The sequence below is a fragment of the Verticiella sediminum genome, assembly GCF_007558815.1.
GTDB classification, from domain to species: domain Bacteria; phylum Pseudomonadota; class Gammaproteobacteria; order Burkholderiales; family Burkholderiaceae_B; genus Verticiella; species Verticiella sediminum.
The window spans coordinates 1-8,992 of the sequence record NZ_VLTJ01000034.1; the positions used below are offsets into that span (position 1 = coordinate 1).

Below are 8,992 nucleotides of genomic sequence, written 5' to 3' on the forward strand. Positions count from 1 at the left end.
GCCGCCCGCGCCGCCGCGGTTATCGACGATGAAGGGCTGGCCGAGCAGCCGCGCGAGTTCATTGGCGTAGAGCCGGCCGACGATGTCGGTCACCCCGCCGGCCGGGAACGGCACGATGAATTGCACCGGCTTCGCGGGCCAGGGCTGGGCCGCTTGAACCGGGCCGGCCGCAGCGAGCGCCAGAGCGGCCGACAGGCCGGCGCGCCGCAGGCCAGACAGACATGACAGCGAGACGCGACGCGTGCGTGCGCTGCGCGGCCAGGGGGCGCCGGCTGGCCGCCGGCGGGGCAGGATGGGACGCATCAAGATTCCTCGATAGTGGGTGCGTGGACGCTGCTAGACCTCGCGGACCACGCCGGCGCTCAGCCCGCCGTCGACCACGAGTTCGGTGGCGTTGATGTAGGCAGCGTCGTCGGAGAGCAGGAAGGCCACGGCGTGCGCAACGTCCCAGGCGCTGCCCTGGCGGCCCAGCGGCAGCGGGCCGCCGGCCCGGCCCGGCCGTGCAGCGGTGGCGGCCCGGCCCATCGGCGTATCGATCAGGCCCGCGAGCACCGTGTTCGCACGGATGTCGCGTTCGCGCGCTTCGTAGGCCGTGGCCCGGCACAGGGCCGACAGGCCCGCCTTGGCCGTTTCATAGGCCGGATTGCGGCCCTGCGGCATGCGGGCCGCCACCGACGAGATGAACACCACCGCGGCCCCGGGGGCCAGCAGCGGCAGCGCTGCCTGCACCACGAGCATGTGCCCGCGCAGGTTCACCGCGTGGATGGCGTCCCAGGAGGCCGGGCTGAGCGCACCCAGGGCCTCGCGACGGCTGATGCCCACGTTGAGCACGAGCCCATCCAGTCCGTCGAGGCGCGCATGCGCCTGCTGCACCATGCGCGTCACGTCCCCGGCGTCGGCTACGTCGCCTTCGAGCGCCAGGATGGATTGCGCGGGGCCTGCCGCGGCCGTCGCCTGCGCGGCCGCCAGATCCCGGTCGGCACATGCCACCCGTGCGCCGCGCCGGGCCAGCGTCAGGCAGATCGCACGGCCATTGCCAGTGAGGGCCTGCCCGTCCGGCGACGGGCTCTGGCCGCCGCCGACGACCAGTACCTTGCGTCCCTGCATGTTCGTCTCCTATGTAAACGTTTTCCTTTGTCGAGTGAGACTATCAATGCGAGAATTCGCCGTCAAAGCATGGAACGTTTACATCGGGGAAAACGCTAGTGGGCAAGGTATCGGTACGCGACGTCGCACAAGCGGCCGGCGTCTCCATCGCGAGCGTGTCGCGCGTGCTCAACGGTGTGGGCTACGCCAGCGACGACCTGCGCCGGCGCATCGCGCTGGCGGTGGAGCAGACGGGCTACGTTCCCGACTTCACGGCCCGGCATCTGCGGACCGGCCGAAGCAAGGCCATCGGCTTCATGGTGTCCTCACTCGCCAATCCTTTCCTGGCCGCCTTCTTCGCCGCCGTCGAAACCCATATGCAGGCCGCGGGCTTCTCGCTGCTCGTCGCGGGGACCAATGACAATCCCGACAAGGAAGCGGAACTGGTCTCTCTGTTCGAGAATCGCCGGCTCGAAGGCATCATTGCATCGCCCGGCACCGAAGACCTGCCGCGCGAGCGCAATCCCTTCGCCCGCTGCCGGCTGCCGTTGTTCATCGTGGACCGTGAAGTCGATTGGGAGGCCGACGTCCTCTTCCAGGACCATCGCAGCGGGGTGAGCCAGGCCATCGCCTATCTGGCATCGCTGGGCCATCGACGCATCGCGCTGTTCGGGCCCAGCGCGGCCATCCGGCCCGGCCGCGAGAAGCTGCTGGGCTATCGCGATGGCCTGCAGCGCAGCGGCCTGGCCTATGACCCGGCCCTGGTGTGCATGCTGCGCTCCGCCATCGATTCGCCACACGCGCAGATGGACCAGATGCTGCGCCTGGCCGAGCCGCCCACCGCCTTGATCGGGCTGGGCACCCGCATGCTGTCCGCGGTGCTGCTGGCCGCCCGTCGGGCCGGCCGCCGCGTTCCGCAGGATCTGTCGGTGATCGGAATCGGCACCGACGATGCCTTCGCGCTGATGTACCCGCCCATGACCATGCTGCGTTTCGACATTGCCGGTGCCGCGCAGGCGACGGCGGAAATGGTGCTCGCACGCCTGGCCAACCCGGCCGACCCACCGAGGCGGGTGACCCTGCCTTTGAGCCTGGTCCTGGGCGAGACCTGTCGTCCGCCGGCGTCGCGCGCCGGTGACGCCTGAGCCGGCCGGACGGCTCCGTCATGGCGCTCATGGCGCGGTGTCGTGCGCGCAGATGGCCTCCGCGCAGAATGTCCATGAAGGCGCGCTGTCGCTACAGGAGGTGTTCTCTCCAGGGCCGGTGAGAGAGCGGTCGGGCTCGTTGCAGGAAGAAGGGCGAGCTTCGTTTCTCTTCTTATACATAGGGAGATGGAGCGAAGGCGGCGACGCGGCGAGAGAACCCCAGGGTGCGCAGAGAGCCGAGGGCTGCAGCGCAGAGACCGTAGAGCGCAGAGGAAATAGAAGAAGCGGAGGAGGCGGCGTGTAAAGGCTCTAGAGGAAGCTCGTGGGTCAGCCCAGACGGATACCATGAACACCTGAGCAACACTGGCCATCTATTTCGGAAACGGCGTCTCTGTGACTATGAGTGCCCGAGCAAATGCCAAAAAGGCCAAAAAGCGCGCCGCGGTTGCGCACGCTGATTTTTCCGTGCTATAGTTTCTGTCTTCGCTGCTCACGCAACGTTACATCGATCGGGTTTGCCGGTAGATGCGGTGGGCGGCCCGGTAGACAGCCGGGTTCAAGGCGGCGAGGCGGTTTGGGAAGGGTCTTGGTCGGGTGCTTAGGCGCTGGGCGGGGTTTTTCCGGGCTGGGTGTCCTGAGGCGGGGTGTTGAAAAACAGCTTGCACACGACGATGACCGTTGTGTTATAGTTCAAGGCTTCGCTTCTCAGGCGTTGTTCGAAAGAGCGGCGCGGCGCTGGTAGACAGCCGGAGTGAGGGGCGGGGCGGGAAGTTTGCTGGTTCTGCGGGTTGGGGCGAGCGCGGTGGGATGAGAATCTTCCGGTAAAAAACTTCTTGCACACAGCGTTAAAAGCTGTGTTATAGTTCAGGGCTTCGCTGCTGACACGTTGATCGCTGAATGCGACGCGAAACGGCGGGTGAGGCAAGTGCCCGGAAGGGCGCGGCGAGCGGTTTGGTGAGGGTTCTCGCGAGAGAGTGTTCAGCAAACCGAGGCGTGAAGAAGTTGTCGAGTGAGCGATTGAGTCTGACGAAACGCTGGCTTGACAAACGAAAAAAACTTCTTCATAATCTCGTTTCTCTGCTGATGACGACGCCGCAGCGATGCAGCGAATCAGGGTAGAGAATAGCAGCAAAGCAGTGCGCAGTACAGAATTTTGGCGGTACCGCTCTTTAACAATATAACAGCCGATAAGTGTGGGCGCTTGGTGAAGCGGCGCGATTCACTTCTGGTCTTCGGACGGGAAGTGATGCGAACGAATCAAGTGCTCATACCGAAAGAAGTCAGGACGGATTTTCGAATCCAACTTGTCTTCCTTTGAGCGAGCGACGTACCTAAACAGTACGGAAATTTATCAGAGATTGAACTGAAGAGTTTGATCCTGGCTCAGATTGAACGCTAGCGGAATGCCTTACACATGCAAGTCGAACGGCAGCACGGACTTCGGTCTGGTGGCGAGTGGCGAACGGGTGAGTAATGCATCGGAACGTGCCCAGTAGCGGGGGATAACTACGCGAAAGCGTAGCTAATACCGCATACGCCCTACGGGGGAAAGGGGGGGATCGCAAGACCTCTCACTATTGGAGCGGCCGATGTCGGATTAGCTAGTTGGTAGGGTAAAGGCCTACCAAGGCGACGATCCGTAGCTGGTTTGAGAGGACGACCAGCCACACTGGGACTGAGACACGGCCCAGACTCCTACGGGAGGCAGCAGTGGGGAATTTTGGACAATGGGGGAAACCCTGATCCAGCCATTCCGCGTGTGCGATGAAGGCCTTCGGGTTGTAAAGCACTTTTGGCAGGAAAGAAATCGGTCGGATTAATACCCTGACCGGATGACGGTACCTGCAGAATAAGCACCGGCTAACTACGTGCCAGCAGCCGCGGTAATACGTAGGGTGCAAGCGTTAATCGGAATTACTGGGCGTAAAGCGTGCGCAGGCGGTTCGGAAAGAAAGATGTGAAATCCCAGAGCTCAACTTTGGAACTGCATTTTTAACTACCGGGCTAGAGTGTGTCAGAGGGAGGTGGAATTCCGCGTGTAGCAGTGAAATGCGTAGATATGCGGAGGAACACCGATGGCGAAGGCAGCCTCCTGGGATAACACTGACGCTCAGGCACGAAAGCGTGGGGAGCAAACAGGATTAGATACCCTGGTAGTCCACGCCCTAAACGATGTCAACTAGCTGTTGGGTTCTTCGGGACTTAGTAGCGCAGCTAACGCGTGAAGTTGACCGCCTGGGGAGTACGGTCGCAAGATTAAAACTCAAAGGAATTGACGGGGACCCGCACAAGCGGTGGATGATGTGGATTAATTCGATGCAACGCGAAAAACCTTACCTACGCTTGACATGTCTGGAATCCTAGAGAGATCTGGGAGTGCTCGAAAGAGAACCGGAACACAGGTGCTGCATGGCTGTCGTCAGCTCGTGTCGTGAGATGTTGGGTTAAGTCCCGCAACGAGCGCAACCCTTGTCATTAGTTGCTACGAAAGGGCACTCTAATGAGACTGCCGGTGACAAACCGGAGGAAGGTGGGGATGACGTCAAGTCCTCATGGCCCTTATGCGTAGGGCTTCACACGTCATACAATGGTCGGGACAGAGGGTCGCCAACCCGCGAGGGGGAGCCAATCCCAGAAACCCGATCGTAGTCCGGATTGCAGTCTGCAACTCGACTGCATGAAGTCGGAATCGCTAGTAATCGCGGATCAGCATGTCGCGGTGAATACGTTCCCGGGTCTTGTACACACCGCCCGTCACACCATGGGAGTGGGTTTCACCAGAAGTAGGTAGCCTAACCGCAAGGAGGGCGCTTACCACGGTGAGATTCATGACTGGGGTGAAGTCGTAACAAGGTAGCCGTATCGGAAGGTGCGGCTGGATCACCTCCTTTCAGAGCAAGCGCCAAATCGCGCAAGCGTCCACTCTTATCGGTTGTTAGTTATCAGGTTGTAGGATCGAGGCATCGGGTGCATGGAGTTTATCCTTACTCCGGTGGCCTGGATGGCGCAGATCCTGGCGGTACGACGGGTCTGTAGCTCAGTCGGTTAGAGCACCGTCTTGATAAGGCGGGGGTCGTTGGTTCGAATCCAACCAGACCCACCACGAAGTACCCAAGCGGTTCATGGCGATGATGGCGTGATCTGGGGGTGTAGCTCAGCTGGGAGAGCACCTGCTTTGCAAGCAGGGGGTCATCGGTTCGATCCCGTTCACCTCCACCATTGACTGGTGATTCTGCAACCTGAATATGACAACGCGACGGCAGAGTCCAAGCGTGAGTGCATGGGGTAAGACCTGGTGCATTGACGGTTGGGTTAGTGCCCGACGGCTGTTCTTTAACAATTTGGAAGAAGCAACAACAAGTAACGTGTGTTCACGCGGCAAGTTCGATCTTGCGCAGCGTTGAATATGACGGGTTGTGATTGCATACATAGTTCGAGAAGTCTCAAGGCATGTCGAAAGGCATGTTTACTCAGACCGACGAACGGCACAAGCGCGAATACTCAGGTCACTATAGCCATCATGGTTATAGGATCAAGCGACTAAGTGCATACGGTGGATGCCTTGGCGATCACAGGCGATGAAGGACGTTGTAGCCTGCGAAAAGCTGCGGGGAGCTGGCAAACAAGCTTTGATCCGCAGATGTCCGAATGGGGAAACCCACACCTTCGGGTGTATCCCTGGCTGAATACATAGGCCAGCGGAGGCGAACCGGGAGAACTGAAACATCTAAGTACCCCGAGGAAAAGAAATCAACCGAGATTCCGAAAGTAGTGGCGAGCGAAATCGGAACAGCCTGCATGATTTAGCTTCTTTGATAGTCGAACGGATTGGAAACTCCGGCCATAGCAGGTGATAGCCCTGTAGACGAAATCATCGAGGTGGAACTAGGCATGCGACAAGTAGGGCGGGACACGTGAAATCCTGTCTGAAGATGGGGGGACCATCCTCCAAGGCTAAATACTCGTGATCGACCGATAGTGAACCAGTACCGTGAGGGAAAGGCGAAAAGAACCCCGGAAGGGGAGTGAAATAGATCCTGAAACCGTATGCATACAAACAGTAGGAGCCTCCTTGTGGGGTGACTGCGTACCTTTTGTATAATGGGTCAGCGACTTACATTCAGTGGCAAGCTTAACCGGATAGGGAAGGCGTAGCGAAAGCGAGTCCGAATAGGGCGTTCAGTCGCTGGGTGTAGACCCGAAACCAGGCGATCTATCCATGGCCAGGTTGAAGGCACGGTAACACGTGCTGGAGGACCGAACCCACTAACGTTGAAAAGTTAGGGGATGAGCTGTGGATAGGGGTGAAAGGCTAAACAAGCCTGGAAATAGCTGGTTCTCCCCGAAAACTATTTAGGTAGTGCCTCAAGTATGACTGCAGGGGGTAGAGCACTGTTATGGCTAGGGGGTCATGGCGACTTACCAAACCATGGCAAACTCCGAATACCTGCAAGTCCAGCTTGGGAGACAGAGCACCGGGTGCTAACGTCCGGACTCAAGAGGGAAACAACCCAGACCGCCAGCTAAGGTCCCCAAATATTGCTAAGTGGGAAACGAAGTGGGAAGGCACAGACAGTCAGGAAGTTGGCTTAGAAGCAGCCATCTTTTAAAGAAAGCGTAATAGCTCACTGATCGAGTCGTCCTGCGCGGAAGATGTAACGGGGCTAAGCAATATACCGAAGCTGCGGGTGTGCACTTTGTGCACGCGGTAGGGGAGCGTTCTGTAAGCCTGCGAAGGTGGCTTGTAAAGGCTGCTGGAGGTATCAGAAGTGCGAATGCTGACATGAGTAGCGATAAAGAGGGTGAAAAGCCCTCTCGCCGTAAGTCCAAGGTTTCCTGCGCAACGTTCATCGGCGCAGGGTGAGTCGGCCCCTAAGGCGAGGCAGAGATGCGTAGCTGATGGGAAGCTGGTTAATATTCCAGCACCGTCGTACAGTGCGATGGGGGGACGGATCGCGGAATGTCATCAGGGTGTTGGATGTCCCTGTTTCTGTATCGAAGATGGCGCTTCAGGCAAATCCGGGCGCGTAATTCAAGGGTATGGATCGAGCGAGCATGTCTCGCGAAGTGACTGGAAGTGGTTCCAAGAAAAGCCTCTAAGCTTCAGCTGTACGAGACCGTACCGCAAACCGACACAGGTGGACGGGATGAGTATTCTAAGGCGCTTGAGAGAACTCGGGAGAAGGAACTCGGCAAATTGATACCGTAACTTCGGGATAAGGTATGCCCTTGTAGCGTGAAGCACCTGCGTGCTTAGCGTGAAGGGGTCTCAGAGAATCGGTGGCTGCGACTGTTTAATAAAAACACAGCACTCTGCAAACACGAAAGTGGACGTATAGGGTGTGACGCCTGCCCGGTGCCGGAAGGTTAAGTGATGGGGTGCAAGCTCTTGATCGAAGCCCCGGTAAACGGCGGCCGTAACTATAACGGTCCTAAGGTAGCGAAATTCCTTGTCGGGTAAGTTCCGACCTGCACGAATGGCGTAACGATGGCCACACTGTCTCCTCCCGAGACTCAGCGAAGTTGAAATGTTTGTGATGATGCAATCTACCCGCGGCTAGACGGAAAGACCCCATGAACCTTTACTGTAGCTTTACATTGGATTGTGAATCGGCTTGTGTAGGATAGGTGGGAGGCGTTGAAGCGTGGTCGCCAGATCGCGTGGAGCCAACCTTGAAATACCACCCTGGCTTGTTTGCGGTTCTAACCTAGGTCCGTTATCCGGATCGGGGACAGTGTATGGTGGGCAGTTTGACTGGGGCGGTCTCCTCCCAAAGTGTAACGGAGGAGTTCGAAGGTACGCTAGGTACGGTCGGAAATCGTGCTGATAGTGCAATGGCATAAGCGTGCTTAACTGTGAGACTGACAAGTCGAACAGGTGCGAAAGCAGGACATAGTGATCCGGTGGTTCTGAATGGAAGGGCCATCGCTCAACGGATAAAAGGTACTCTGGGGATAACAGGCTGATACCGCCCAAGAGTTCATATCGACGGCGGTGTTTGGCACCTCGATGTCGGCTCATCACATCCTGGGGCTGTAGCCGGTCCCAAGGGTATGGCTGTTCGCCATTTAAAGTGGTACGTGAGCTGGGTTTAAAACGTCGTGAGACAGTTTGGTCCCTATCTGCCGTGGGCGTTGGATACTTGATGGAGCCTGCTCCTAGTACGAGAGGACCGGAGTGGACGTACCTCTGGTGTACCGGTTGTCATGCCAATGGCATTGCCGGGTAGCTATGTACGGAAGAGATAACCGCTGAAGGCATCTAAGCGGGAAACTCGTCTAAAGATAAGGTATCCCGGGGCCTTGAGCCCCCTGAAGGGTCGTTCGAGACCAGGACGTTGATAGGCTGGGTGTGTAAGCGCAGTAATGCGTTGAGCTAACCAGTACTAATTGCCCGTGCGGCTTGATCCTATAACCCTGATGGTTGTAGCGCGTGCCGTGCAATCCACAACACCCGCAACGCAGAACACACGAATACTGGTGTCGTCGCCAACGCGACGGCCAACGCTTCTTCCGAATTGGCGCTGCTGTCCAACCGACCGCAGCGCAACCCGTTACGCTTGACGACCATAGCAAGGTGGCCCCACTCCTTCCCATCCCGAACAGGACCGTGAAACGCCTTTGCGCCGATGATAGTGGACGTACGTCTGTGAAAGTAGGTCATCGTCAGGCTCTTACACCACAAAGCCCCGTATCCAAAAGGATACGGGGCTTTGTCTTTTACCGCCCCCTAAAACTCCAGCGCTCAGCGCCGAGCAGGC

Annotated in this window: 2 protein-coding genes, 2 tRNA genes, 3 rRNA genes and 1 pseudogene; 6 read left to right on the forward strand and 2 right to left on the reverse strand. The window is 58.4% G+C overall.

Annotation, left to right across the window (positions count from 1 at the left end; translation table 11 throughout):
* Both FOZ76_RS17970 and FOZ76_RS17975 read right to left on the reverse strand, forming a co-directional pair.
* Nucleotides 1-303 (reverse strand): annotated as a pseudogene (locus FOZ76_RS17970) (Bug family tripartite tricarboxylate transporter substrate binding protein); the annotation flags it as partial.
* A gap of 33 nt (nt 304-336) precedes the next feature.
* Nucleotides 337-1,107: an SDR family NAD(P)-dependent oxidoreductase gene (locus FOZ76_RS17975; protein ID WP_143949675.1), complete on the reverse strand. Its 771-nt coding sequence runs from the start codon at nt 1,105-1,107 to the stop codon at nt 337-339.
* Between the two features lie 98 nt (nt 1,108-1,205).
* On the opposite strand from FOZ76_RS17975, the gene FOZ76_RS17980 reads away from it, so the two are divergent.
* The 6 genes from FOZ76_RS17980 to rrf all read left to right on the forward strand — a co-directional run bounded on the left by FOZ76_RS17980 (nt 1,206) and on the right by rrf (nt 8,903).
* Nucleotides 1,206-2,231, forward strand: coding sequence for a LacI family DNA-binding transcriptional regulator (locus FOZ76_RS17980; RefSeq protein ID WP_143949676.1), 1,026 nt, complete (start codon nt 1,206-1,208; stop codon nt 2,229-2,231).
* Nucleotides 2,232-3,591: 1,360 nt separating this feature from the next.
* A 16S ribosomal RNA gene (locus FOZ76_RS17985) occupies nt 3,592-5,122 on the forward strand.
* A 135-nt stretch (nt 5,123-5,257) separates the two neighbouring features.
* Nucleotides 5,258-5,334: transfer RNA gene (locus FOZ76_RS17990), tRNA-Ile, on the forward strand.
* Nucleotides 5,335-5,374: 40 nt separating this feature from the next.
* Nucleotides 5,375-5,450 (forward strand) — tRNA-Ala (locus tag FOZ76_RS17995).
* Between the two features lie 311 nt (nt 5,451-5,761).
* Nucleotides 5,762-8,642: ribosomal RNA gene (locus FOZ76_RS18000) — 23S ribosomal RNA — on the forward strand.
* A 148-nt stretch (nt 8,643-8,790) separates the two neighbouring features.
* Nucleotides 8,791-8,903, forward strand: a 5S ribosomal RNA gene (gene rrf / locus FOZ76_RS18005).
* The 16S, 23S and 5S rRNA genes sit together here with 2 tRNA genes alongside, the layout of an rRNA operon.
* Nucleotides 8,904-8,992: the final 89 nt, after the last annotated feature.